The sequence below is a fragment of the Vibrio sp. 2134-1 genome, assembly GCF_033339495.1.
Genome location: NZ_JAWOUS010000008.1, coordinates 95,917 through 121,840 on the forward strand (window position 1 = coordinate 95,917; position 25,924 = coordinate 121,840).

Annotated in this window: 19 protein-coding genes; 8 read left to right on the forward strand and 11 right to left on the reverse strand. The window is 45.3% G+C overall.

Annotated features, from left to right (window positions below; translation table 11 throughout):
* Nucleotides 1–4 precede the first annotated feature (4 nt).
* Nucleotides 5–907, reverse strand: a complete 903-nt coding sequence (gene murQ, locus R7R78_RS11455; RefSeq protein ID WP_225473587.1) for an N-acetylmuramic acid 6-phosphate etherase — start codon at nucleotides 905–907, stop codon at nucleotides 5–7.
* 242 nt (nucleotides 908–1,149) lie between these two features.
* Between murQ and R7R78_RS11460 the strand changes: the two genes are divergently transcribed.
* Entirely contained in the window at nucleotides 1,150–2,001 is an 852-nt protein-coding gene (locus tag R7R78_RS11460; protein WP_042522278.1) for an SIS domain-containing protein, read from the forward strand.
* A 19-nt stretch (nucleotides 2,002–2,020) separates the two neighbouring features.
* Here R7R78_RS11460 and mpaA read toward each other — a convergent pair whose 3' ends face one another.
* Nucleotides 2,021–2,731: a murein tripeptide amidase MpaA gene (gene mpaA, locus R7R78_RS11465; RefSeq protein WP_017635655.1), complete on the reverse strand. Its 711-nt coding sequence runs from the start codon at nucleotides 2,729–2,731 to the stop codon at nucleotides 2,021–2,023.
* Between the two features lie 141 nt (nucleotides 2,732–2,872).
* Between mpaA and R7R78_RS11470 the strand changes: the two genes are divergently transcribed.
* On the forward strand, nucleotides 2,873–4,498 hold the full coding sequence (locus tag R7R78_RS11470) for an ABC transporter substrate-binding protein (protein WP_017635654.1): 1,626 nt from the start codon (nucleotides 2,873–2,875) through the stop codon (nucleotides 4,496–4,498).
* 63 nt (nucleotides 4,499–4,561) lie between these two features.
* Here R7R78_RS11470 and R7R78_RS11475 read toward each other — a convergent pair whose 3' ends face one another.
* Nucleotides 4,562–5,146, reverse strand: coding sequence for a flavodoxin family protein (locus R7R78_RS11475; protein ID WP_213875741.1), 585 nt, complete (start codon nucleotides 5,144–5,146; stop codon nucleotides 4,562–4,564).
* 231 nt (nucleotides 5,147–5,377) lie between these two features.
* Here R7R78_RS11475 and R7R78_RS11480 point away from each other — a divergent pair, with 231 nt between their 5' ends.
* A complete protein-coding gene (locus R7R78_RS11480; protein WP_017821886.1) occupies nucleotides 5,378–5,716 on the forward strand; it encodes a hypothetical protein in 339 nt (112 codons plus the stop codon).
* 300 nt (nucleotides 5,717–6,016) lie between these two features.
* Here the strand turns inward: R7R78_RS11480 and R7R78_RS11485 are convergent, their stop codons facing one another.
* The 7 genes from R7R78_RS11485 to R7R78_RS11515 form a co-directional block, all read right to left on the reverse strand.
* A complete protein-coding gene (locus R7R78_RS11485; protein WP_137282937.1) occupies nucleotides 6,017–6,610 on the reverse strand; it encodes a mechanosensitive ion channel family protein in 594 nt (197 codons plus the stop codon).
* Between the two features lie 493 nt (nucleotides 6,611–7,103).
* Nucleotides 7,104–9,218, reverse strand: a complete 2,115-nt coding sequence (locus tag R7R78_RS11490) for a type I secretion system permease/ATPase (protein ID WP_005374556.1) — start codon at nucleotides 9,216–9,218, stop codon at nucleotides 7,104–7,106.
* 15 nt (nucleotides 9,219–9,233) lie between these two features.
* Nucleotides 9,234–11,147: an EAL domain-containing protein gene (locus tag R7R78_RS11495; RefSeq protein WP_182016056.1), complete on the reverse strand. Its 1,914-nt coding sequence runs from the start codon at nucleotides 11,145–11,147 to the stop codon at nucleotides 9,234–9,236.
* Nucleotides 11,148–11,152: 5 nt separating this feature from the next.
* Entirely contained in the window at nucleotides 11,153–11,836 is a 684-nt protein-coding gene (locus R7R78_RS11500; protein WP_005374561.1) for a transglutaminase-like cysteine peptidase, read from the reverse strand.
* 114 nt (nucleotides 11,837–11,950) lie between these two features.
* Complete coding sequence (locus R7R78_RS11505; RefSeq protein WP_225473588.1) at nucleotides 11,951–13,342, reverse strand: HlyD family type I secretion periplasmic adaptor subunit; 1,392 nt, start codon at nucleotides 13,340–13,342, stop codon at nucleotides 11,951–11,953.
* Nucleotides 13,343–13,515: 173 nt separating this feature from the next.
* Nucleotides 13,516–14,739, reverse strand: coding sequence for a sigma-54-dependent transcriptional regulator (locus R7R78_RS11510; RefSeq protein ID WP_017634536.1), 1,224 nt, complete (start codon nucleotides 14,737–14,739; stop codon nucleotides 13,516–13,518).
* Nucleotides 14,732–16,606, reverse strand: coding sequence for a sensor histidine kinase (locus R7R78_RS11515; RefSeq protein WP_054578584.1), 1,875 nt, complete (start codon nucleotides 16,604–16,606; stop codon nucleotides 14,732–14,734). Before R7R78_RS11515 ends, R7R78_RS11510 begins: the two co-directional genes overlap by 8 nt.
* A gap of 115 nt (nucleotides 16,607–16,721) precedes the next feature.
* Here R7R78_RS11515 and pdxH point away from each other — a divergent pair, with 115 nt between their 5' ends.
* A complete protein-coding gene (gene pdxH, locus R7R78_RS11520; protein ID WP_005374570.1) occupies nucleotides 16,722–17,357 on the forward strand; it encodes a pyridoxamine 5'-phosphate oxidase in 636 nt (211 codons plus the stop codon).
* 73 nt (nucleotides 17,358–17,430) lie between these two features.
* Here pdxH and R7R78_RS11525 read toward each other — a convergent pair whose 3' ends face one another.
* Nucleotides 17,431–18,150 (reverse strand): PAS domain-containing protein, encoded by a 720-nt coding sequence (locus tag R7R78_RS11525; RefSeq protein ID WP_017820063.1) that lies wholly within the window; start codon nucleotides 18,148–18,150, stop codon nucleotides 17,431–17,433.
* Nucleotides 18,151–19,113: 963 nt separating this feature from the next.
* On the opposite strand from R7R78_RS11525, the gene R7R78_RS11530 reads away from it, so the two are divergent.
* From R7R78_RS11530 to putP, 4 genes are all read left to right on the forward strand, one after another.
* Nucleotides 19,114–19,926, forward strand: coding sequence for an AraC family transcriptional regulator (locus R7R78_RS11530; protein WP_054575369.1), 813 nt, complete (start codon nucleotides 19,114–19,116; stop codon nucleotides 19,924–19,926).
* 405 nt (nucleotides 19,927–20,331) lie between these two features.
* On the forward strand, nucleotides 20,332–23,463 hold the full coding sequence (gene putA, locus R7R78_RS11535; RefSeq protein ID WP_225473589.1) for a bifunctional proline dehydrogenase/L-glutamate gamma-semialdehyde dehydrogenase PutA: 3,132 nt from the start codon (nucleotides 20,332–20,334) through the stop codon (nucleotides 23,461–23,463).
* An 11-nt stretch (nucleotides 23,464–23,474) separates the two neighbouring features.
* On the forward strand, nucleotides 23,475–24,182 hold the full coding sequence (locus R7R78_RS11540; protein WP_005392153.1) for a delta-1-pyrroline-5-carboxylate dehydrogenase: 708 nt from the start codon (nucleotides 23,475–23,477) through the stop codon (nucleotides 24,180–24,182).
* 136 nt (nucleotides 24,183–24,318) lie between these two features.
* Nucleotides 24,319–25,812, forward strand: a complete 1,494-nt coding sequence (gene putP / locus R7R78_RS11545) for a sodium/proline symporter PutP (RefSeq protein ID WP_005374582.1) — start codon at nucleotides 24,319–24,321, stop codon at nucleotides 25,810–25,812.
* Nucleotides 25,813–25,924: the final 112 nt, after the last annotated feature.

The following is a 25,924-nucleotide window of genomic DNA, read 5'->3' on the forward strand; positions in this document are numbered from 1 at the left end:
TTATTTAGTTATTATTTAGTGCTGCGCGAATAAAGCCGTTGTGCGCGGCGAGGCGTGATTTGGCTTGTTCGGCATCCAAATCGGCCAAAATCATTAAGATGGCGGTTTTGCAGTGGCGACCGCAGGCATTTAATGCTCGCTCTGCTTCTTCTTTTGATGCGCCGGTTGCTTCCACAACAATGTTGGTTTGGCGTTGGATGAGCTTGGCGTTAGTGGCTTCTACATCCACCATTAAGTTGCCAAATACCTTACCGCTACGAATCATTGCGCCTGTCGTGAGCATGTTTAGCACCAGTTTTTGTGCGGTGCCGGCTTTCATGCGAGAAGATCCAGTGACAACCTCTGCGCCAACTATCGGCAGAATCGCGATGTCGGCCGCTTCTGCCATGGCACATTCTGGATTACAGGCGATAGATGCGGTCGTGGCTCCGATGGATTTAGCGTACTCCAAACCACCTAGCACATAAGGTGTACGGCCACTTGCAGCGATGCCTACAACCACGTCATTCTTGGAGAGGTGAAGTGCTTTTAAGTCGTCTTGACCCATTTTCGCGTTGTCTTCTGCGTTTTCTACCGCTTTTAAAATCGCTTGATGCCCACCAGCAATTAAGCCAATCACCATATCTGGATGCGTGCCGTAGGTAGGAGGACACTCGCTTGCATCAAGAATGCCTAAGCGACCTGACGTACCAGCTCCCATGTAAATTAAACGGCCACCATTTGCAAAAGCTTGGGTAATTGCGTCAACTGTCTCTGCAATTTGTGGTAGCACCGCTTTTACCGCGAGCGGGACTTTTTGATCCTCTTCATTAATGACTTGCAGCATCTCGATGGTCGAAAGCGTATCGATCTCGGCACTGGCTGGGTTACGGCTTTCTGTCACCAATCTGCTTAAATCAATTTTCATGTTTTGCACTCTTCGTAATGTTCAATCTGAGGGCGATTTTATGGAATAAAATATTCAGGTTTGGTGATAAAAATCACACTTGAGGTTATTCTTTATGCAGGAGAAATTTGGAATAATGAGAGAAAATATACGTCTATTACATCCGGGATTAACTGTCTTGGTTAGAATAATCAGGGGGTTAAATCAAACGCCTATTATTTCTGTTTTGGAATAATTTATTTAAAATTTTTGAGGTTTTTGTTGTGTCAGTTATCAATAGGATAGTCGCGAGGCGTACTCAGCTTTCGCAAAGTGGTCGTTTGGTTGGCGATTGGATTGTTGAAAACGCAGAAAAGGCGGCGCTGCTCACCAGCCAAGAACTTGCGGCGCAAGTAAAAGTGAGTCAATCGAGCATTGTGAAATTTACTCAGCGTATTGGCTTTAAAGGTTACAGCGAGTTTAAGTTAGCTCTGAATGAAGAGATTGGCCGTAAGCATGCGATGCAGTCGACACCGCTGCACAGTGATATTTTGGCTGACGACCCCATTGCGGTTATTTCACAGAAACTGGTGAAAGCGAAAACCGACGCTATGTTTCAAACCACCAATACGCTGTCTTACGAAGCGTGTCACCAAGCGGTGAAATGGTTGAGTGAAGCGCGTCGAGTGCAAGTGGTCGGGATTGGGGGCTCTGCACTGACCGCGAAGGATTTAAGCTTTAAACTGCTTAAACTTGGTATTACGGCGCTTTCTGAACAAGACAGCCACGTGCAGATAGCTGTTGCCCGCACGCTCTCTCCAGAAGATGTTCAGATCGCAATCTCGTTTTCGGGTGAGCGCAAAGAAATTCTCGTCGCGGCAGAAGCGGCAAAAGAGCAGGGCGCGAAGGTGATTGCGTTATCTGCGCCTGGAAGAAGTCGCTTGCGCGGTATTGCCGATGTTACGTTTGATACGATTGCCAATGAAACGGAACATCGCAGCTCATCCATTGCTTCGCGTACCGCGCAAAACGTGATCACCGATTTGCTGTTTATCATCTTGGTTCAGCAAAGAGACGACAGTGCCCGTCAGTTGATCAGCGATATCAGTACCGACATCAAACAGATCCTCACATGATTGCTTGTTTAACAGCGGACTAGAGATCCGGATCGTGCCTCAGCAAAGCAATAAAAGCAGAGAGATGTTTTTCAATGGTGAGATCGGCAGAAATCGCTGGTAACTCCAACGTGATGCAAGGTAAATCACGTTCACTACACCAAGTGCCGAATGAGCCGGGTGTTTCGTAGTCGATATCGTCAACGATTGGCAGTTTGAACTGCTCGCCGAGCCATTTGGCAAGGTCGGAATGTTTGGGATCATCCACAAAAGCAAGCGGTTCATGAAACGACACCACAAACTTTGGCTTGCGCAGTTCAATCAAGTTAATTAATGCGCTAACTTCAGGCTCTAGTTGGTTTTTAGTGCCAGTTTTCACCTGTACGTCTCGAACGGGTGTGTGAGAGCTCCATCGATACACTGTGCCATGCTCAGTCCAATTTTGGGTTGGAAACGCGCGATTGAGATCCACTTGGTTTGCATTTGCGCGTGTGCCTAGTTGGTTGCCGTCAGGATTCATTGACAGAATCACATCATGTCGTAAGTTTTCAGCAGGCAAGCTTCTTAGCGCGCAGGACAAACCTGCAATCGAGGCTGTCTCATCCCCGTGAGTGCCTGCCAAAATCAAACCTCGTGAAGCACTTTCGACTTGAGCCGGAAAATACAGTAATGGCGCACCAAGCACGGATTGACCGTATGATGTTGGCCGAATTAAAAATGCCGCTCTTTCCGTTCTTGGAATTAGACTCACCGTAATCTCCTGATTGATGAAGTAGTATCAATATCTAAGCTAATTACACCTAGCTAAACTGAACCGTTTAAACTCGTCAACGGTTGAAATGTTAATTGTGGCACTTGCTTCACAAGACGCGTTAGGAGAACGAAAAACGATATGGATTTTAAAAAACATTCAACGGCGTTGCTGATTTCCTCTTTATTCACCCCTTTTCTTGCTACATCAGTTGCTGCGGAGACCTTACCTAAAGGCATTCAACTTGCCGCAGAACAGCATTTAGTACGTGCGAATGACGCAGAGGCGGCGACGCTTGACCCAGCGAAAGCCGAAGGTCTGCCAGAAATGCATGTGATTCGTGACTTATTTGAAGGGCTTGTGATTCAAGATCGTGACGGAAACATTATTCCCGGTGTGGCAGAATCATGGGAAACCAACGACAACCAAACCTTTACTTTTCACTTGCGCAAAGACGCGAAATGGTCGAATGGCGAGCCTGTGACAGCGGATGATTTTGTCTATTCACTGCGCCGAGCGGTGGACCCGAAAACCGCTTCTCCAAATGTTTGGTATCTCAAACTCACCAAGATCAAAAACATCGCCGATGTGGCAGAGGGCAAAAAGCCTTTGGACGATCTCGGTATCGTGGCGGTGGATAAATACACCTTACGTTTTGAGTTGGACAGCCAAGTTCCGTACTTTGTTGCCATGACCGGGCACACGTCCATGATGCCAGTGCATCAAGCGACAGTGGAAAACCGCGACAAGCCGTGGAGCGATCCAGACCAATTTGTTAGCAACGGTGCATTCACATTGGATAAGTGGGTCGTGAATGAGCGCATTGAACTGGTTAAGAGTCCAAGTTACTGGGACAGCGCAGATACGCATCTAAACAGAGTGACTTACATTCCGTTTGAAAACCAAAACGCGTCAATCAATCGTTATGCGGCAGGAGAGCTGGATATCACGTCAGATGTGCCGACTCATATGGCGCAGAAGCTTAAACAAGATTACAAGCAGGCTTACACGGTGGTGCCATTATTGTGTACGTATTACTACGCGTTCAATACCACTCGTCCGCCATTTGATGATGTGCGAGTGCGTCAAGCGGTGTCGTACTCCATCATGCGCGATGTGATTACGAATGGTGTCACGCAAGTGGGCAACCTTCCTGCTTATACTTTTGCGCATCAGTACACCGCAGGGTTTGATGCGACGCCGCCTGAATACAGTAAGTGGAGTCAGCAACAACGTGACGAGAAAGCGCGTCAGTTGTTAAAAGAAGCGGGTTACAGCCAAGACAAGCCGCTCGATTTTAAATTGCTGTACAACACCAGTGAGGCAAACAAATCGATCGCGGTTGCGATAGCGTCGATGCTACAAAAAAATCTCGGTGCACACGTGGAGTTAGAAAACCAAGAGTGGAAGTCATACTTAGTGGCGCGTAAACAAGGCAATTTCGATGTGATGCGCGCTTCCTGGTGTGGTGATTACAATGAAGCGTCTACTTTCCTGAGCTTACTTCGCTCAGGTTCTTCGGGTAACTTTGCACGTTACAGCAATGAAGCGTACGACAACGCGATGAACAGTGCATTGGCCGCAACCGATGAGAAAGCGCGCCAAGGTTTCTATGATCAAGCCGAGCAATTGTTGGCGGCGGATATGCCAATCGCACCGATTTACTACTACATGCAAGCGCGTTTGGTTCGTCCTACGGTTGGAGGTTTTGCCAAGAGCAACGTAGAAGGTCGTATCTACTCGAAAGACCTCTACATCAAGAAGTAGCGCTCAAAACAAGCGATAAATATGAAGCCCCGAAGATGTATCTTACGGGGCTTCTTTTTATTGTTAGCGAGTGGAGAGCTTGTTCACGAGCATAGCGACTCGTTTGCCAAGATACTCTGCCGTTGCAACATCAGAAGCATGCAACTGACCACCTTCACCACCTTGTGCAACAATACCACCTTGTACACCATAACGATTCAGGTTTTGCTCCCCAGAATTGCTGATCTTATCCAACCCGACCCACATCATGCCGTGTTGGTTAGCGAGCGTTTGTAGATATTGTAATGTGCAAGATTGGTCGCCATTCATTGCCCCACCACTGGTAAAGCCAGCCGCGATTTTGCTCGCCCATTTTTGGTAATACCAAGATTCACTGCTTGCATCTGCAAATGCTTTAAACTGCGCTGCTACACCGCCCATATAGGTCGGTGAGCCAAAGATAATCGCATCACACTCAGCAAGTTCATCCATTAGTTTAGGGTTCACAAAACGTCCCTCAATAATCTCACTGCCTTCAATTCGGTGAGAGAGGATTTCACAGTCATCTTGCTGCTTAATGCCTTGTTGTTCAACGCCTGCGGCAATCGCGCGAGCAAGCTGACCAGTAACGTCGGTTTTAGAGAAATAAATAATCGCAATTTTGGACACAATGGTTCCTTTTTTCATTGTTGATTTTTAATCGTGCGACTAAGGCTAAAACCTCAAGCTAAGTTGAGGTCAAGAAGAGATTTGAGATAGATAAAGTACGAATTGGTATCTAAAGAGCTTTATTATAGGGTAAGTCGACGGCATAACTACAGTGAATGCAACGACGATGAATGTCGTGTATAAAAGCGTTAAAGAAAGATCTTAAAGATGTAGAAAACTCTCTTGGAAACAATGATAAAGGTACCGATGCTAGTGATGATTAATAGGCGGAAAAATAGATTAAAATATGTAAACTCAGATCTGATCCAAGGCGGGAAAAGTACATTTCATCGTTTCTTAAGGCGAGGGATTATTATCATTATGGTAGGAGGCCTTTCTACAGCCTCTTCCACGGTATTTGCACACTTTATAGCGGGTGTGTTTGATGTGGATATGAATGTTCATCCAGAGAGCTTAGAAGAAAAAGTGCATGCACTACTTTTTGTTTCGGTCAGTCTTGTTTTTTACCTCTTTTATGCCCTTATCTCGCTAAATATTAGTGGGTGGCTCATAATGAAGCTAAAAATATAAGCTTAACTAAAACCATGTCCTTGTATTTTAAGGAAGATGGAACTAGTGACGATTTTTTCTTTGCTTGCACCATCTCTATTTTTTGTATTTATTTAAGGTTCGTAAATAAGAAGCTTCCTTTGGTTAAAGTGGCGCTTTTGGTTTCGGCGATGTGTCATGTTTTTATCATGAAAGAATACAGTGGTGACCTTCAGCTTATACGTTTTGTCTCTTCACTGTTTTTCGCCATTAACTTTGGGTTATTTGTGACCACCAAGTGATACTAAAAAGCCGATGTAGATACATCGGCTTTTTAGTGGGTTATTTCTTTCTGCGAGTATAAATCCGAGATTTTGCTTTACTTGGCTCTGGCTTGTTTTTCGCCAGCTTTAGCACTGCTTTTTGCAAAATCTGGTTGTTTGGGTAAGTGATCAAGTTACCGTTGTCGTGCTTAATTAACACGTGAAACATACTGATTTCTTGAATCTCACCGCAGATGTCTTCATCTTTATCTACGACTTTAATTCGGTCACCCACTCGGTATGGGAAGACAAAAAAGATCAAAAAGCTGGCAGTGATGTTGCTCAGAATTGACCACTGCGCAATAAACGCCACACCTAATACGGCAAAAATGGACGATAGGAACAAAGACACATCGCCATAGCCAATACCTGTGGCAATGGCAAAAATAGAGGCGGTCAAAAATAGCAGCGCGACATTGAAACAGCGCTGAATAAAACTCAAACGAGCCTTTTTTACACCTTTCGTTGTTGCCAAATTTAGGATGGCTCGATTTACAATCCTCTTCAGGATGCGATACGCGATCAGGACAAAAATGCCCATCAATAGTTTGTAACCGAGGGAGCCCGTAGTGAAATACTGGCTCACTTGCTCTAATTGGATCCAATCATTCATTTCTTCATCTCGACGATATCTAGAAAGCGGCTTTTATAGCTGATTTTTTGCTGTAAGTAATCACAATTTTTCTTTACACCATTTGTCTCTGTGTTGAGGTACCACAGAGTACTATATTGGTTAATCAAAGACTTAGTGAGCATTGCGAACTCTTTGGCTGTATTACTTATATTCAACCAAAGCTGACGTGATTTTGAAAAGAGCAATCTTTGAGCTGTATCCCATATCCGACATTCTATGACGCTAGTTCCTTATAAACGAGCTGAATATGACTTTTGTCCTGATAACCTAAGGTGTATTAATTGAAATAGCTTTTAGGGCGTTGAAAAATGGAAGAAGATGAAAAGGCGATTATGATTTTATTCGTGATTGTTGGCCTTGTACTCGTTTGGGTCGCGCTTGAAGAACTTAATTATCTCGGGCTCCCAATAAAATAAGCCCCGTTAAACACAAGTTAAACGGGGCCCTTGTCTTTTATCAATGTGAATTCAGGCTAGCTAACCGCACGCACTTTGCCTTGTTTCAAATCGTTCAGCACTTGCGCTTTAGGGCCATCTGCGATGATGCTGCCTTTCTCCATCACAATTACGCGATCAACGATGTCGAGCATAGACGTTTTATGCGTAATCAGAATCAGCGTTTCACTAGGTTTCAACTGTGCTAATTGATGTTTAATGTGCATCTCTGAGCGATTATCCATCGCACTGGTTGGTTCATCCATTAGTAGAACAGGAGGACGACCCAAAAATGCACGAGCGATCGTGACTGCTTGACGTTGACCACCCGAAAGCATTGCTCCACCTTCACCAACTTGGCGTTCTAAGCCCGCTGGGTCAGATTGCGTAAACGCAGTAACACCGGCACGATTCGCTGCATCTAGTACGTCACGGTCATCGGTTAATGGGCGACCTAGCGTAATGTTGTCGCGGATAGAACCAAAGAACAGATTCGAATCTTGCGGCACACAACCAATATTACGGCGAATGTCGACATGATGCAGTTGTGCGATGTCGGTATCATCAATGCGAACATGACCTTCCGTCGGCTGATACAAGCCCATGATGAGACGTTCTAACGTGGTTTTACCCGAACCGATACGACCTATGATCGCTACTTTTTCGCCTGGGTTAATGGTCAAGCTCAAATCTCGAATCGACGCCACCGGTGAATCTGGGTAGTGGAAGGTCACGCGTTCAAGTTCAATTTTGCCTTGTACTATTGGACGGTGAATGTAACGTTTGCCTTCTTCTTGTTCATCCGGCATTTCCATGACTTGATTGATAATTGTCATAGAAGACTTCGCTTGGTTGTAGCGCGTAGAGAGTAAGGATAACTGAACCAAAGGACCAATCGCGCGGCCGCTAAGCATGGTTGCGGCAATCAAGCCACCCATGGTTAAGTCGCCTTCTGCAATTAAGTAAACGCCTAGGATGATCATCCCTACGTTACTACTTTGCTGGACAAAACCTGCCGCGTTTTGAATGCTATCCGTAATTCGGCGGCTTTTTATATTCCAGTTCGCCATGTGTGCAACTGCCTCTTCCCAGCGGTATTGGAATTGGCTTTGCGCACTGAGCATTTTTACGGTTTCTAACCCAGCCAAGCTCTCTATCAAATTGGCATATTTTTGCGATGCTAGGCGTGAACCCTCCTCAATGGAGCGGCGCAGCGGCCCTTGTATCAGTAGCGAATGAATAATCAAAATGACCACGCCCACCATCGGTACATACACAAGATCGCCAGCCATTAGCCATATAATCACTAAGAATAAAATGGCAAAAGGCAAATCAATGAGAGCACTGACGGTCGCTGAAGTAAAAAACTCTCGAATAGATTCGAATTCTTGTAAATGGCGAGCGAAGGCACCGACCGAAGGCGGCTTCGATTCCATTCTAATCCCCATCACTTTGCTGAACAGTTTGGATGAAATCAGAATGTCAGACTTCTTGCCCGCCACATCAATGAAGTAATTTCTCAGCGACTTGAGAATGAAGTCGAACAGGAACACGACAAAGATGCCACTTGCTAGTACCCATAGGGTTTCAAACGCAAGATTCGGAACCACTTTGTCGTACACCAAGCGAGTGAATAGCGGAGCGGCAACCGCAAAGAGGTTGATGAGAAGTGATGCGATTAAAACATCACGGTAGATGCGTTTTGACTGCCACAAGGTTGACCAGAACCAGTGGCCTTCGTTGGTTTTGAGCACTTCGGGAGAGCGCTCATCGAAACGGAATTGCTTTTTAACTAAAAAGTACCGACCAGTGTATTGCTCAAGTAGGTCTTCTAATGGAATAGAGATCGGCACCATTCCACTTTCTAGGGTGGTGACTTCGGCCTCGCGTTTCTCCATATTGATGCTGTTGAGAACGCAAGAGTCACCGCCTTTAAGAACTAAGATTGCCGGCAGAATTAGGCTGGAGATGCTCTCCAGCTCTGCGCGGTTTTCCTTGGCAACCAATCCGGCCCTTTCCGCTGCTCTTGGTAGCAAAAATGGGGTCAGTTTACCGTCAGATAGCGGTAGTCCGTTGACTAGCGCTTCTGGCGAGTTAGCTAACCCATAGTAACGGCTAACGTAGATGAGCGAATTCAGTAAAGGGTCTTTCATCGTTGATAAACCTTTTTATTCCTTGTCGACGATGAATCCTTGGAATACCTCAACAAAGTGTTCAGTGAGGAAATCCAACTGGATTTGAGTTTCGATACGCGATGCGATAGTCGTAATACCAAGGTTGTGGGCAGTACGAGAGATCGACGTTAGCGTGAATTTCTGTTTTTCGTCGTGCAAGTTGTGTGTGAATAGGTAATCGAGCTTCACATAGTTCGGGCGGAACTCTTGGATGTATTCCAAAGATTGGAAGTTACGTCCGTAGTTATCTACGCCGAACTCAGCACCTGATTGGCGAATGGCATTACATAACAGTGCTGCGTGGTGAGGCTGATCGATAAAGCATTCCTCTGGAATTTCAAAGTGTAGCTTAGAGGCGACTTTGGCGTGTTTTTCCAGCATGCTAGTTGTCCAGCGAATAAACGATGGTTGAGACAAGCTGCTTTGCGCGATGTTAATCGCGACTGGGTCATTAAGTTCACCACTTTCTAGCATCTTAATCATTGATTCAATGACATACTGGTCAAAGATGTTGGTGGCGTCTAACTGTTCTAGTGCGAATAGGTATTGATTCGCACGATACGTTTCACCATCTTTTTCGATGCTTGAAAATACTTCGTTGTGGAATACTTTACCCCATGTGTTTTTCGCAGCTTGGAAACGGAATTTAACCCAATCACTATGAATGGCTTCTTCAACCAACGCTTTCCATTGCTGTTTACCCATCAAACTAGAAGGTGTATCACTGCCAATGAAGCCGTATGGCTTGTCTGGTTGCGCTTTGGCTTTCGATAGTGCGTTGTCCACCATCGAGAGGATTTCAGAGCGCGTTTTCTGATCTTTGCTGTGTGCAACCCCTAGTGACGCTTTAGGTTTTGCTAAGCCTGTTGGGTCAGTATTTAGGCCGTTCACACAATTGACGATGCTGTCCGATAAAATGCGTAACTCGCTCTCATCCATATGAGGGAAAAGCAAACCGAACTCATCACTAGATAAGCGAGCAATAGTGGCACCCGGTACATCAATGGTGTTTTTCAAACGTTGAGACAGTTCTTTAACGTGGGCATCTGCGCGTTGGTAATCTTTGGTCTCGTAAATGTCCCCAATGTATTCAGCATGGAGTAGCGCGATACCCCCTTGCGTTTGCTCTGCAAGCCATTGGTCGATTTGGTTGATGTAGAATGAGCGGTTACCCAATTTAGATATAGGATCGAGGTAAGCCTGAGCACGCAGACGTTGCGCCTCTTTGGCTTGCTCTTTGAATGATAGCTCGATTTGAGCAGACATCATGTTAATGCCATCTACCACCGCGATAAGATCTTTGGTTCTTGGACGAGCAAGCGGTTCACCAAATTGGTTATTCGCGATTTCATGCATTTTATTCACGATGGCCGTTAACGGCTTTAGCGAGCGACGTAGGATATATGAAATTGCCACTAAACCAGCCAGAAAAATGACACTGAATACAGACAGCAACCCAATAAAACCTTGCCAGAGCTGCTCGTAAGCTGCGCCTGGGTGGCTAATGATTTCTACTTCGGCGAGCTGCATCCAACCACTGGTCACAACACGCTTATCGTGAATCGCTTTAAATAGATTCATGTCGATAAACCATTGTGGCACCGTACTTGGTTTAACTGGGTAGGTACGCACGATCTGGTAGTCAGAATCTAATGCTGTAAGACGAACAACGGAGTAGGTGCTGCCGTCAAACAGAGCATTAATCACGGACTCAACCGCGACTTTATCTTTGTCCTTTAGGTAAGGAGCCAGTGCCAAACCTACGGTGTTAATAGTGTTGTTGACCTCTGAACGTTGCTGTTGCTCCAAGCTGTCTCGAGTCGTGTTGAATTGGATTACGAATACTGATGCCAACAAGAGTATAAAGACCGTAACCATCCCCACCACAAGCTTCTTATATAGGGTCATGTTTCTCACTCGTCATAGTTAATTTTAGGTTTATTTAACTGCAACTTACGTTCGCGCGAGCGTAAGTCATTCCAAAGGCTCAACCGTGATGCTTTCCCTGCCAGCTCTCCAGTGCTAGCAGATGACTTCATCAACCACAGGTTTGTACCATTAAAACTGTATATCGGTAGCAAGTCGCTACGCTTAGAGGCTCGGACAATGTCAGGATTGATATTATCGAGAATGAGCGGCTCAGAACTTGGGGTAGGGTAGTAAGCTAATACCATGTGAAACTGATTCAGTTCGATGGCTTTTACGTATATTAAGCGCATCTTTGAATCTGGTATTCCTAGCTCGAGTAAAGAGAAGTACTTAGCAATAGTGAAATCTTCACAGTCTCCTGCGTTACTCCCTAAAAATTCGAGTGGCGTAGCCCAATAATCTGTCTTTCCCCACAGTTTTATGTCGTCAACGAAATACAGCTGATTAAAAAAGTCGTTAACGCCAGCGAGCTGTTCATGAGTCTCTAATTGTTTAAATAAGTCGAGGTTCTTTCGCCATGTATTTACGCGCAATCCCGCACGTTCGCCGTACACCGCTGTGACCGTATTGACCCATCGTTGTTCTTTACTGTTCAGCGCACCAAGTTGGAACGACAAACAACTTAAGCTGATTAATAATGTAACTTTACGCTGCAAATTGGATCGCATATTCGACTCGTATCACAAGTATACTCTTCTAGAGAGTTCGTCAGTGAGAAATAAGTGCTTTTTATTTAATCACTTATCGCTCAATACTCTCTATCGCGAGTATCTTAATGTGGTTTACTCCTTCAAGGCGTTAGTTTTGGCACTTAAGATAGGCTTAAGTAGATACTCCAAAACGGTTCGCTTCCCTGTGATGATATCGACCGATGCTGTCATTCCTGGAATGATTGGTAAATCTGCATCTTGACCAAAGTTTGTTTTTTCGGTGCGTACACGAACAATGTAGAAGCTGTTGCCTTCTTCATCTTGAGTGGTATCCGCGCTGATATGTTCCAACTCACCCTCTAAACCGCCGTACTTTGTGAAGTCGTAAGCTGTAAACTTCACGATAGCATGAAGATCTGGGCGTAAAAATGCGATGTCTTTTGGCGCAATTTTCGCCTCTACCAATAGTGTGTCTTCTGTTGGTACGATCTCGACGATATCCATACCAGGTTGGATAACACCACCGACAGTATTGATGTTCAGTGTTTTGATTTTGCCTGTTACTGGCGAATTCACAACCGTTCGGTTTACTCTATCTTCCAAGCCCACCGCTGATTCAACCAAAGCAGATAATTGGTCTTGGGCGCTGTTGAGTTTCTCTTGCTGTTCAGAGCGGAATTTGAGTGCAACATCAATACGGTTGAGCATGGATTCTCGAATCGCTGATTGCAATACGGGAATCTTGAGCTCACTGGACGTCATTTCACGACGGGTATCGTTGACTTGGCGCTGTAATTTGAGCAGTTCAATACGAGGAACAACGCCCTCGTCTGCCAAAGGTTTGGTGATATCGAGTTCTTTTTTCGCGTATTGGTAGCTTTGACGCAAGTTCCTTACTCGTGCTTGGATCTCTACCAAGTCCTGCTGCTTTTGCTGCACTTGTTGGTCAATAACAGAAAGTTGGTTGCGCAAATTATCTAGATCTTCGCGATATTCTGCTTTTTGACGCTGTGTGAGTTGAGGTCGAGTCTCTTCCAAGGTTGGTGGGAAGGTCAGTTTACCGTAATCAAGTAGTACACTTTGACGCCAGTTTTCCGTTTCAAAATCACGATTAACGGCAACACTGTTAATAGAAGCGGATAGTTGCAGCACAGATGCGGTAAGGTTGGCAACTTGTTGCTCACGTTCACGAAAATCTGAGCGAAAGCGGGTGTCATCAATAAGCAGTAACTGTTGGCCTTTTTCAACCAACTGACCTTCTTTGACCAAGATTTCTTTGACTAAGCCACCTTCTAAGTTTTGGACTACTTGTATCTGTGAGGAGGGAATCACTTTGCCTTGACCAACCGTGACTTTGTCGATTTCAGCCCAAGATGCCCAACCTATTGCTGCAATGAAAAATAGCACCATAACCCAGAGCATAAAACGCGCGCTGTTGGGGGTATTGAGGAGCAATGCTGCAGTTTTGTCATCAACAAAATCCAACTCTTCATCGTTGAGTTTGTTGTAGTTATCTTGGCTCATCACAGTCCCTGCTTATATAATTACGGATTATCTTTTTGATCTTATTATTATTAACCGATCATGTCAGCATGCTCGGCTAATAAAATATGAGAAGAGGGTTATTCTCTCTTCAAATGAGCTTTCTTACACTTTCTAAATCAAACAAAAGCATAATTAGCGCCGGAGTATAGCTATTACGCCTTGAACTTGGCTTTATCCAACTGATGTTTTTTTAGTTTGTCGTACAAGGTTTTGCGTGATACCTGTAATTCTAGTTGAACCTCTTTGAGTCTGCCGCGATGTCTTTGCAATGCATCGAATAACAAGCAATATTCAAAGTATTCTGTGCGCTGAGTCATACTCTGAATTTCAAGACTTTTCTCACTATTCCAATCTTCCATTCTAAAAGTATCTGGCTTGAGGGCACGAAGTTCAGCAAATTGGCGTAGCTGCTTAACGTTTTCTGGCCATTCGAGATTGGTGAGGTGTTTGACTTCTTCTAGGCTGATATGTGGTGGCTGTAACTGATATCGGCTCGCGGTGTGGCGCACAAAGTGCTTGTATAAAGGCCCTATATCTTCCTTTCTTTCATCGAGCGTTGGTAAGTGAATTAGAGTCGCCAGGGATTTTAGAGGCGGCTCGGCTTGGGTGGTCGCGCCAAAAACACGTTCAAGTTTTGGGTGCTTGAACAAGTATTCCCATTGCTCAAATGATACATGCTCTGCGCTATGTAAGTACAAACTGCAGTGGCGTTTTCCTTCACTTAAGCGGTGTATGGCTTTGTCGAGCGCTTCTAATGAAAGCTCATAGAGGTCTTCACCAGAAGCGGCGATTAGCTCACTATCTGGTGTTGCATGTATGTCGTGGGCAAATTGTGCAGCTAGTCGCCGACCCGTACCATCTTGACCTACAAAAATGAGCGGCTGGCTTGTAGGCGCACTGATCAAGGCGCGACGAATACTAACCATGGCCTTACTGTGACCAATCATTTTCGGACCAACATGAGTTTGCATGTCGAGCTCTTTCTTAAGCCAGATGTTTTCTTGCAACAAGTTCAGTTTATCGCTGGCATTGTTGAGCGATTTCATGAGCTGTTCCGTTGAAAACGGTTTTTCTAGAAAGTCGTACGCGCCGCTTTTCATCGCATCTACCGCGGTTTTCACATCTCCATGTCCAGTAAGTACGATGAATTGAAAGTGATCGTTTTTGCTTCGCAAAGTTCGCATAAACTCCAAGCCATCCATCACGGGCATATGGATATCGGTAATGATAATCGCAGGTGTATTTGAGTCGATTACGCGTAAGGCTTCTACTGCGTTTGGTAAGCAGGTGACGTCTATCCCTTCAATCAGCAGGGCTTGAGACACGGCATCACGAATGTGTGGTTCGTCATCAACAAAGAAAACTGGGTTATTCATGGTCGTTTTCCACTTCTGGGGTACGTTTATTCTGATTGACTATTGGTAGCGTCACGATAAAGGTCATCCCTCCTGCTTGTTGTTCTGTGTTCTGATGTTTATAGGCACAGAGGGAGCCGTGATAGCTCTCTATAATCCGCTTGGAGATTGTTAAACCTAATCCAAGACCCTCCGGCTTAGTCGTAAAAAATGGGTCGAACACTTTTGCTAGGGCTTCGTCTGACATCCCTGGTCCGTTATCGGAAACAAGAATGTCGCAACTGTCATCATGACACTGAACAGCAATGGATATTTGCGGATCGATACAGTGGTTTTCCATCGCTTGTGCCGCGTTGTGGAAGAGATTGATCAGCACTTGTTCTAATTCAACGCTGTGAATGGCCAGCTTCACATCATAGTCGATGGCCGGAACTTTTAGTGTTACTCCTTGCTTAATAAGCTTGTTGCTCAAAATGCTGGTGGCAGTATGTACCGCGTCGTGCAGTACTGAGATTTCATTGTGTGAATCGTGCGTGGCTTTCCGAGTAAAGACTTTTAAGCGGGCAATGACTTCCGAAATGGTGTCATTAAGTGTCAGCATTTTGCCCAAATTGTCGGCGACCATTGGGTATTTTTCCATTGCCAACAAACGCTGCGAGTTTTCGGTATAGGTTCTTAGTGCGGAAAGTGGCTGATTTATCTCATGATTAATACTGGCTGATAGCTCGCCCAACAGTGCCAATTTCGCGGCTTGCGTCAGTTCTTGTTGTGTTTGTTTAAGCTCTTGTTGGCTTTGCTCATATTGACGGATGGTCTGTTGTAGTTTTTGGTTGGCTTCACTCAGAACTAGTGTCCGTTGCACTACTTTTTCTTCTAGGCTCACATTGAGATGGGCAAGGCGTGCTTTGTTAACTAGGGTTTGGAACCACGCTAATGCAATTAGAGCAATGAGCGCATATAAGATCAGGAAGACGATATCGGCCTGTAAAACGGCGGCAAGAACGCTGTTGTGGTTAATTAAGGCAACGACGCGAAACCCTTTATCCAATAAGTGTGTTGCGTATGCGAGGTAATTCGGTGATAGAAGCAATTGATTGTCATCAAACTCCGTGACACCACTGTGCGCCGTCAACTCACCAAAATATTCGGGCAAGGTATCGCCATATTGACGCGTTTCGGTAAGTTCAATTATTGCACTCGATGACAGTGGGAAAAGTGCACGATAGCGCCAGTCTGGTAAATTGCTCATAAACACGACATTGTGTTTATCTGTAATGAGTACGTCAGTCGTGGTTTGCGAAAGGCGCTGTTCTAATTGCTCCAAGTTCACTTTTACTGTGATCACGCCAACGACTTCCTCATTTACCCACAGCGGAGATGAGAAGAAGTACCCACGTTTATTCGAGCGCACGCCTAATCCAACATATTGAGCGGGCTCACCGCGTCGCGCATTTTTAAAATAGGGGCGATAGCTAAAGCTAGAGCCAACAAACGTATCTTCTTGCTGAAAGTTACTTGAGGCTATGACTAACCCGGTGCGGTCATGAACGTAAATCGTATCGGCCAAACTTTGCTTCAACCAATCTGATAACAGTAGGTTGAGCTCTTGAGAGGGCGTTCCGCGCTCTACTGCTTTGAGTAGTCTTGGGTCGTGACTTAATAGGTTTGGTATCTGTTCAAACTTTGCCAGTTCGTAGTCCACTTCTTGTGACACTTGCGCGGCTTGTCTCTCTAGCTTTTGTTGCCATTGATCATGTTGGTATTGAGTTGCGTAATGATGAGTAAGCGCAAGCCCTGAAATGCCGACGGCACACAGTAGCAGTAAAAAATGACGTAGGGCTTTGGGGTTGAGTAAGTTCACGATCGGCTCACTGGTTTTTTGTGTCATGGTATCAAATGACGCACTGTGATGCTGTGAGCGGCAACGATAACAAGCACAATGATGTCCTTGTATTTCCTCAGTATCGGGAGCACAATCGACAAAAACGAGTGAAGGAGTAAAGATGGAACTTGCTGATATTCGTCGTGAGTACACCAAAGGTGGGCTGCGTCGTAAAGATTTGAAAGCTGATCCTATTGATCAATTTAATCTGTGGCTAGAGCAAGCAGTTGAAGCGGGTTTAACGGACCCGACTGCGATGACAGTTGCAACGGTTGATGAAAATGGCATGCCGTTTCAACGCATTGTTCTATTGAAAAACGTCGACAAAGATGGTTTTGTGTTTTACACCAACCTAGGCAGTCGCAAGGCCCAGCAGCTAGAGCATAACAGCAATATTAGTTTGCACTTCCCTTGGCACCCGTTAGAGCGCCAAGTTCATATTACTGGTGTGGCTGAAAAGCTTACCGCCGTAGAGAATATGAAATACTTTACTTCTCGTCCTAAAGAGAGCCAGTTGGCCGCAATCGCGAGCAAACAAAGTAGCCGTATTTCTGCCAGAGGTGTGTTGGAAGGTAAGTTTTTAGAGCTAAAACAGAAGTTTGCTAAGGGTGAAATACCAGTACCAACCTTTTGGGGTGGCTTTCGCGTAAAACCAAAGAGCATCGAATTTTGGCAAGGTGGCGAACATCGCCTTCACGATCGTTTTCTTTTCTCCCAGCATGATGGAAGTTGGGACATTGATCGTTTAGCGCCATAGGCTTATGGTCCCTCATGAATAAACAAACACCGCCGAATTGGGGCGGTGTTTTTGTAGGTAGAAGCGATGCGAATTATCGCTCTCCATTCAACACAACCGATAATTGATGCTTAAGCAGCGTTTTGGGTACAACAGAGCCGTAGCCTGCTTCCATTGCTTTATCTATTAGCTCGTTCTTGCTGTTCGCTGCAAACTTATTACGTAAGCGTGCGACGTGACCTTCAACGGTTTTTGTTGATATGCCCATGACCTGAGAGATAAATTGAGGCTTTTTGCCATAGAGCAAGAGGAAAAGCGTTTCTTGCTCGCGGCATGTGAGCTTCTCTGGTTTTGGTTGTAAGTCAGAAAAACGAAAGATGGATTGTTGATTTGGGTTGGTACTGATTGCACGACAAACCCAATACCCGACTTCAATCACGGCGGTGTCGGTGAGTTCCCTTCCGTAGAAAATGGTGCCTACGATGTCGCCTTTGTCATCTCGCCACGGTGTTTTAGTAAATATATGTGCTCGCCAGCGGCCATCTGGATAAGGGTGGATATCCAGAATTTTTAGTGACTCGCCAGTTTCGAGAACGTGTTTATCTTGGCGTTGAAATTCTTGCGCGCATTCAGTGGTTGGGCTGGCCATATCAAAATCAGTTTTACCCAAGCATTCCTCGGGCGACGTGTGCCCTAACAGTTCTGCGTATTCCTGGTTTACGTATAGGAATACCGAATCTTTATCTTTGCATCCCCAACAACCTGGTAGCTGTTTAAGGAGGGATTGTTCTATGGTATCGACTGAAATATTCACAAAAGGACTCACTACATACTGCTTTTACCAATACAGAGACGTCCGTGTTACATGGCTCGTATTGATGTTGCCAAGTAGGCAGTTACGTTGCTAGAACACGTTCGTTGATTGGCGCTCAATCCAATTAAATTCAAGGTGTTCGATGTTTTCGTCAGGTAGTCGACGAAATGGAACGAAGAGTTTAATTGGGAAAATGGTCTGTTTCATTACAGATATGTGCGCTCACGGATGTCCGCCTAATGTTCGGCTTACAACTCGTATCGTCCTTGATCATGCTTCCTACAACTCAGTTGTAATGTGGTTGACGTTTATATCACTTGTGAGCGAAAGAGCTGCACCTAAGCATATGAGAGGGACAGTGAGACAAAAGCTATGATATCAGCTTATGCCATTGTTTTCATTGTTGAGAAGCGAAAAAAAAGCCAGCCTGAAGACGGGCTGGCAACACAAGATATAATCTTGTCGACGTGTAGAAGAGGTTCTAAATTACCTAGCGAGGGTCTGCTAAGTAAGTTAGAGGTATCAATGAGATACCGAGAGCTTTAGATCGTATGCATCTTAAAGCTCGATAACTAATGTATTGAATCAGAGGCATATTAGTAAGGGGGGAAATCCCTCTATGTTGAGCTTAAGAGTGGGTTTCGATCCGTTTCAGGGGCGACTTATCTAATATGGAGCACGGTGTTTTACAAAATAACAGATTGTTCGGTAATAAGGATCTTTACATTGATTGATTATGTATACGTAAGGTGTTGCCTATCTATCCGTTTTTGTTAATAAAATTGGTTGCTCACTGACCGTAAATTAACCTCGCATGATCATCGTTCCGGAACTATGATCATGTAAATGAACTTGATCATGCTGGTTTGATCTTGTCGATTGAGTTGGGTAAAAGTTGCAACCCAACAAAGAAGGTATATGATGCGAAGACGTAAGCTGACCGTGTAAAGACGACTGTTTAAAATGAGTGATTCAGATAACAAAAAAATCCTTTCATATCAAGAGATTATGCTGCCAAAACCGGCGGAGCTGATCACACTTCCGTCTTATATGGATTGCCACGATCATTCTTATACGCAGATCGTGATTGGTTTAAAAGGGCAAGCCGAATTTGAAGTGCGCGGGCGAGGTAATCTTGTCGGCCCTGGTCAAGGTTGTGTGGTTACCGCATGCTCTGATCATGCTTTCGGTGGCGTCATCAATCAATCGGATATTTTGGTGCTGAATATGCCCAAACCGACAAATGATGATCCTGAAATGCTGCAGAAAATCAATAACCTGGAGAGAGACCATGTCTACTTCCAGTTAGATAGTCAAATTCAGAAGCTGATACAGATGTTGGTTCAGGAAATGCGAAACCATCCGGATGACCTGCTGTTAAGTCGTGCGTGTAACGACACTGTGATTGCGTTAATGCAGCGCCATATCTCGGCATTTGAGACCAGTCGAAAAGAGTCGCGCTTTGATTTGGAGGCGATAGATCGTTACATTGAGCAGCACCTGAGTCATAAGATTAGTGTGGCTCAATTGGCCGGGCGAGTGTTTCTTGGGGAAAGTCAGTTCCATTGCTTGTTTAAAGAGCAGATGGGGATTACACCTCATCAATATGTTCTCGGAAAGCGAATCGACATGGCTCGTGAATTAATCGAGCAAGGGCACCTTTCTTTAGGGCAAATTGCCGAGTTTACTGGCTTCTCAAGCCAGAGTACTTTTACTCATACTTTTACTCGCTTACAGGGAATATCACCTTCCCGTTATAAAAAACAAGTTGGATAACAACGCGTTTTTTAGGTCAAATAATCATCAATTAGAATAAAACCATGCACTATGCGTGGTTTTTTTATGTTTTATTCACGTGACCTATCTCTCGTTTTTTTAAATTCTCTGTTCTTTTCAGTGGCTGATATGCCACTTGATCCTACATTTTCTCTTAGAACGAGCTCTTCACAAAAATCTTATTGATATTCTTAATATTTTGTTGTGAATGCAATGAAAAAATTAAAATTTACAACACAAAATATTACCTATTTGAATGTGACTATGTGGATGTTTTGTTATAAAAGCGAGTTTTTGGCAAAAATGTCGTAGTTTTTGACAAGTATTCTTATCGGCCTCAAAATACACTGCCAGCCATTGATAATCCTCGAAGCGGTTTTCGAGGAGTGAGATTGAGGAACACACATGTTTACAGCTACGAACGTGTTGACACCGGAATTTATCGGGCAGCCGCTTGATAAGTTGTGGTCACTGATCTCGCCATTATATATGGTGGACGAGTCTCAATGGCTAGAGCAACTATTGCCACTAGCGACGCCGACAGAGGATGAAAAATCGGCGATCACTACCCAAACTACCCACCTTATCGAAGCCATTCGTGCCGATAAGAAGTCAATCCAGATGATTGATGCTTTATTGCTGGAATACAGCTTAGATACTCAAGAAGGTATCTTGCTGATGTGTCTTGCAGAAGCATTAATGCGCATCCCAGATGCCGCGACAGCAGATTCTTTGATTAAAGATAAGTTGAGTGTCGCAGACTGGAAATCTCACCTGAAAAACTCTGACTCTGTGTTTGTTAACGCATCAACATGGGGCCTCATGCTAACAGGTAAAGTGGTTGGTCTTGGTGAGCAAGGCACCCAGAGCCCAGGTCAGGCTGTAAACCGTCTGGTAAATAAATTCTCTGAGCCCGTGATTCGTAAAGCCATGTATCAGGCAATGAAGATCATGGGTCACCAGTTTGTTCGTGGTCGTACGATAGAAGAAGCGCAAAAGAACGGTCGCCCAATGCGCGACAAAGGTTTCACCTACTCGTTTGATATGTTGGGTGAGGCGGCGTTAACGACAGCGGACGCGAACAAGTACTTCAAAGATTACCTAATGGCGATCGAAGCGGTGGGTCGCGAGACTTACGGTAACGACACCAGCCCTGCGCCTTCGATTTCCATCAAGCTTTCTGCATTACATCCGCGCTACGAAGTCGCAAATGAAGAACGTGTAATGACAGAGTTGTATGACTCACTAATGCAACTACTAAAACGTGCTATTGAAGTCGACGTTGCAATCACAATCGATGCAGAAGAAGCGGATCGCCTTGAGCTTTCTCTGAAGCTATTTGAGAAAGTGTACCGTAGCGATCTTGTGAAAGGTTGGGGCAAGTTTGGTTTGGTTATTCAAGCCTACTCAAAACGTGCGCTACCAGTCTTGGTGTGGCTAAATGCACTCGCAAAAGAGCAAGGTGACGTTATTCCTCTGCGTTTGGTTAAAGGCGCGTACTGGGACAGCGAAATCAAGTGGTCTCAACAAGCGGGTTATGCAAACTACCCAGTATACACTCGCAAAGAAGCGACGGACGTTGCATACCTAGCTTGTGCTCGTTTCCTACTTAGCGAAGGTGTTCGCGGTAATATCTACCCACAATTTGCAAGCCACAATGCTCACACAGTTACGGCAATTGCTGTCATGGCGGAGCACAAAGAATACGAGTTCCAGCGCCTGCATGGTATGGGTGATTCACTGTATAACCATGTTATGAAAATGTACGGTCAGCCAGTACGTATTTATGCACCTGTCGGTAGCCATGCTGATCTTCTTCCGTACTTGGTTCGTCGTCTGCTTGAAAATGGTGCGAACAGCTCGTTTGTACACCGTCTAGTTGATGCGCGTTGTCCGATTTATGAGTTGACCCATCACCCTGTGGATGTGTTGACGGGTTTTGACACGCTACACAACGACAAAATTCCATTGCCTGCCGATATTTTCCCTGAGCGTAAGAACTCATATGGCGTCAACATTGACATCGACAGTGAAGCGAAGCCATTTGAAGCTCAGGTCGAAAGCTTCATGGACAACCAGTGGGTTGCAGGCCCGATGATCAATGGTGAACGCTTTGCCGAAAGCATGATCAAGGAAAATGCGGCTGAGATCATCACCGCACCATACGATCGCCGAATTGAAGTCGGCAAAGTGGCATTTGCAACACTTGATCATGTTTCCGCTGCAATTGATGCGGCGCAAACTGCTTTCTCTGATTGGAAAGGTGTTCCTGTTGAGCAAAAAGCGGCTTGTTTAGAAAAGCTTGCTGACTTAATGGAAGAAAATCTGGCTGAGCTGGTGGCGATTTGTCACAAAGAAGCGGGTAAAACGATTCACGATAGCATTGATGAAGTTCGTGAAGCGGTGGATTTCTGTCGTTATTACGCGAAACAAGCGCAAAACCTACAGCCATTTGAGCTAGAAGGCTTTGATGGTGTGAAGCGCATTTCTAGCCGTGAAGGTCTTGGTGTGTTTGTGTGTATTAGCCCTTGGAACTTCCCGTTGGCTATCTTCCTTGGTCAGGTGACGGCAGCACTGATTGCGGGTAACACAGTGCTTGCAAAACCTGCTGAGCAAACAAGCTTAATTGCCGCTCGCGCTATTGAACTAATGCTTGATGCTGGCTTCCCTGCAGGTGTGATTCAGTTACTTACTGGTCGCGGCGCTGAGATTGGTCATGCACTGACTTCTCATGATGCTATTGCTGGTGTGGCATTCACTGGCTCAACGGCAACGGCGCAACGCATTAACGTTACGCTCGCGGAGCGCAGCGCGAAACCGGTTCCGTTTATTGCGGAAACAGGTGGTCAAAACGCAATGATTGTGGACAGTACTGCATTGCCAGAGCAGGTGGTGCGTGATGTGATTCGTTCGGCGTTTGCATCTGCTGGTCAGCGTTGTTCTGCCCTTCGTGTTCTATTTGTACAAGAAGATGTAGCAGACCGTATGATCAACCTGATTCAAGGTGCGATGAATGAACTGCATGTTGGTTTACCTTACCTACACAAAACAGATGTTGGTCCGGTTATCGACAGCAATGCAAAACAAAAACTCCTCGCTCACCTTGAGCAAATGAGCAAAACACAGACTAAAGTCGCTCAGCTACAGTTGGATGAATCGTGCCAGCATGGTGACTTTGTCTCACCAAGTGCGTTTGAAATCTCGGGCATCGATGTGCTGAAAGAAGAACAATTTGGTCCAATCTTGCACATTATTCGCTTTAAAGCGTCTGAATTACCGAACGTGGTTGCGCAGATCAACAGAACGGGTTTTGGCTTGACGATGGGCATCCATAGCCGTAACGAAACCACGTACCGTTGGATTGAGAAACATGCTCGAGTAGGTAACTGCTACATCAACCGAGACCAAGTTGGCGCTGTGGTTGGTGTACAGCCGTTTGGTGGTCAAGGCTTGTCGGGTACTGGCCCGAAAGCTGGTGGTCCACACTACCTATTCCGCTTTACTCAACATCTTCTTGCTCAAGCAGAAAACGCATAAGGAGTCGCATTATGGTTCATCAGATCACCTATTTTAAAGATGCATTCTCTGCGTGGGAGCAGTGGAATCTGACTGATTTTGATTACAAATGCGAGCATGTTCTGGCATTTAAATCTGCACTAGAAGGGCAGCAGTCTACCGTTGCCAAAGTGGTTTCTTACCACTTGCAACAAGCATCAGCTCTTCTTGCAGAAACTCACCAGTTAGTTGGCCCTACAGGGGAAACTAACGAACTGTATGCCGCAGGACGCGGTGTGGCTTTGGTGATTTGTGAAAACAACATCGAGCCTGCTGATAATGCGTTATACAGTGCTTTTGCGATGATCACCTGTGCCTTAATTGCAGGCAACAGTGTGGTCGTTTGCAGTGACAATGCAGAGCTAAACCAATTGGTTAAGCAAGCTGTAGCGTTGGCAAACTTCCCATCTAACTTAGTCCAGGTTGTTGCGTACGATGCGTCTGCCCCGTTGCTTGAGAGCGATGTACGTAGTGTGGGTTATGTTGGGCGTTCACAGATTGAGCATGCGCTCAATCTTCAACTAGCTAAGCGTGACGGTGCAATCGTCGGCTTAGTTTCTGAAACGGATTTAGAGTCACCGAAATTGGCTCATGATCCTCATCTCTCGTTGCGCTTCATTACTGAGCGCACTCGAACGATAAATATTACCGCGGTGGGTGGTAACGCAACTCTACTCGAGTTGGGGAACGAAACTCACTAACCTGACTTGTAATGCCAATCTGGAGTAACTGGACTGAGAGCCGGTCCAGATTGGTTTTTTATACTCTGATGTATTGCTGAGACGGTAAAATATCAGGGCAGGCAAGGAAGGAAATAATTATAACGAGGACTATCTAATGATAGAAAATAGCTTTGCTATCACGTCCACTTTTGTGGCGTATTTACTGATTATGGTTGCTATTGGCGTTTACGCGTATAAGAGGACTTCCAATTCATCTGACTACTTCCTAGGTGGCCGTAGCCTAGGTCCGTGGCCTGCTGCATTATCTGCAGGTGCTTCAGACATGAGTGGTTGGTTGCTGCTAGGCTTGCCTGGCTATGCGTACGCTGCGGGTATCGAGGCCTTCTGGTTAGCCGGCGGTCTACTTCTTGGTACATGGGCAAACTGGCTCATCAGTGCAAAACGCCTCCGTACCTACAGTATCCAAACTGACGCGCTAACGTTGCCAGAGTTCCTGTCACGTCGCTTCAACGATAAGTCGAAACTGATTCAGACAATCTCTGCGTTTTTCATTCTTCTATTTTTCCTTTTCTACACCAGCTCAGGTTTGGTCGCAGGGGGCAAACTGTTTGAGACGGTATTCGGTCTAGATTACACCTACGCTGTTATCATCGGTACGGTGTGTGTCGTTTCTTACACACTATTCGGTGGTTTCCTAGCGGTATCTTGGACTGACTTAGTGCAAGGTCTGCTAATGGCGGCTGCGCTAATGATTGTTCCTATAGCGGTAATGGACGGTGGTTTAGGTCAGCTAAGTTCTGATCTACATGACATCAACCCAGAACTTGCAACGCTATGGAATGACGCGAAAGGCGAACCATTGTCTGCGATTGCCATTATCTCTCTAGCGGCGTGGGGCCTTGGTTACTTTGGTCAGCCACACATCCTAGCGCGTTTTAAAGCGTCTCGTTCAAACAAAGATCTAACGACTGCACGTCGTATCGCAGTGATTTGGACGGCACTATCTATGGTTGGTGCAATGCTTGTTGGTCTTGTTGGTCTGGTTTGGGTTACGGGTCATCCGGGTACTCAACTAGAAGACGGTGAGAAGATCTTCATGCTATTGGTTAACGCAGTATTCCACCCTGTCGTTGCGGGTATGTTGTTAGCAGCAATCCTAGCGGCGGTAATGAGTACCGCTGACTCACAGCTCCTTGTTTCATCTTCAGCGCTTGCAGAAGATTTCTACAAGCAAGTATTCAAGCCAGAAGCGTCTTCTGAAGAAATCGTAATGATTGGTCGTATCGGTGTTATCGTTATTTCGCTTGTTGCGCTATTCCTAGCGATGACGCCTGATAGCTCAGTACTTGGTCTTGTATCTTACGCTTGGGCTGGTTTTGGTGCGGCATTTGGTCCTGCGGTTGTACTTAGCCTTTACTGGAGCGGTATGAACCGTAACGGTGCGTTAGCAGGTATTCTTGTTGGTGGTATCACTATCGTGGTTTGGAAGCAGCTAACTGGCGGTTGGTTTGATGTGTACGAAATCGTACCGGGCATCATCTTCTCTACGCTTGCTATCATTGTGGTAAGTAAAGCAACGGGCGGTGCTGCGCAAGACGTGTTAGACCAACACCAGTCGTTCGAGAAAAAACTGGTTGAACTAGACTAGTAACTTCCCGTATATGAACACAAAGCCCGCTATTTTAGCGGGCTTTGTTTTATCTGAAACTTAATTAACGTTAATGGTGGTAGCTTGAGATCAAAGCTTAGCATTGCTCGGT

Excerpts from the sequence above, each read along its gene's own strand:
- murQ (WP_225473587.1), bottom strand. The coding sequence starts at position 907 with ATGAAAATTGATTTAAGCAGATTGGTGACAGAAAGCCGTAACCCAGCC.
- R7R78_RS11470 (WP_017635654.1), top strand. The coding sequence starts at position 2,873 with ATGGATTTTAAAAAACATTCAACGGCGTTGCTGATTTCCTCTTTATTC.
- R7R78_RS11480 (WP_017821886.1), top strand. The coding sequence starts at position 5,378 with ATGATAAAGGTACCGATGCTAGTGATGATTAATAGGCGGAAAAATAGA.
- R7R78_RS11485 (WP_137282937.1), bottom strand. The coding sequence starts at position 6,610 with ATGAATGATTGGATCCAATTAGAGCAAGTGAGCCAGTATTTCACTACG.
- R7R78_RS11490 (WP_005374556.1), bottom strand. The coding sequence starts at position 9,218 with ATGAAAGACCCTTTACTGAATTCGCTCATCTACGTTAGCCGTTACTAT.
- R7R78_RS11495 (WP_182016056.1), bottom strand. The coding sequence starts at position 11,147 with ATGACCCTATATAAGAAGCTTGTGGTGGGGATGGTTACGGTCTTTATA.
- R7R78_RS11500 (WP_005374561.1), bottom strand. The coding sequence starts at position 11,836 with ATGCGATCCAATTTGCAGCGTAAAGTTACATTATTAATCAGCTTAAGT.
- R7R78_RS11505 (WP_225473588.1), bottom strand. The coding sequence starts at position 13,342 with ATGAGCCAAGATAACTACAACAAACTCAACGATGAAGAGTTGGATTTT.
- R7R78_RS11510 (WP_017634536.1), bottom strand. The coding sequence starts at position 14,739 with ATGAATAACCCAGTTTTCTTTGTTGATGACGAACCACACATTCGTGAT.
- R7R78_RS11515 (WP_054578584.1), bottom strand. The coding sequence starts at position 16,606 with ATGACACAAAAAACCAGTGAGCCGATCGTGAACTTACTCAACCCCAAA.
- pdxH (WP_005374570.1), top strand. The coding sequence starts at position 16,722 with ATGGAACTTGCTGATATTCGTCGTGAGTACACCAAAGGTGGGCTGCGT.
- R7R78_RS11530 (WP_054575369.1), top strand. The coding sequence starts at position 19,114 with ATGAGTGATTCAGATAACAAAAAAATCCTTTCATATCAAGAGATTATG.
- putA (WP_225473589.1), top strand. The coding sequence starts at position 20,332 with ATGTTTACAGCTACGAACGTGTTGACACCGGAATTTATCGGGCAGCCG.
- R7R78_RS11540 (WP_005392153.1), top strand. The coding sequence starts at position 23,475 with ATGGTTCATCAGATCACCTATTTTAAAGATGCATTCTCTGCGTGGGAG.
- putP (WP_005374582.1), top strand. The coding sequence starts at position 24,319 with ATGATAGAAAATAGCTTTGCTATCACGTCCACTTTTGTGGCGTATTTA.